Below are 204 nucleotides of genomic sequence, written 5' to 3' on the forward strand. Positions count from 1 at the left end.
GGTTATGAGCCCGACGAGCTACCAGGCTGCTCCATCCCGCGCCTGTAAATTGTCAGCTAAATGCTATTTTACTTCCGATTTAACAAAGAAGATTACATACCACCCAATTTTAGAAGTGGTTGCGGGAGCCGGATTTGAACCGACGACCTTCGGGTTATGAGCCCGACGAGCTACCAGGCTGCTCCATCCCGCGCCTGTAAATTG

At 51.0% G+C, this 204-nt stretch carries 1 tRNA gene; it reads right to left on the bottom strand.

Annotated elements, in window-relative coordinates:
- Positions 1–116: 116 nt before the first annotated feature.
- Positions 117–193: transfer RNA gene (locus ACW689_RS21585), tRNA-Met, on the bottom strand.
- Positions 194–204: the final 11 nt, after the last annotated feature.

Source organism: Pseudoalteromonas sp. ABE4_541 (assembly GCF_056312285.1).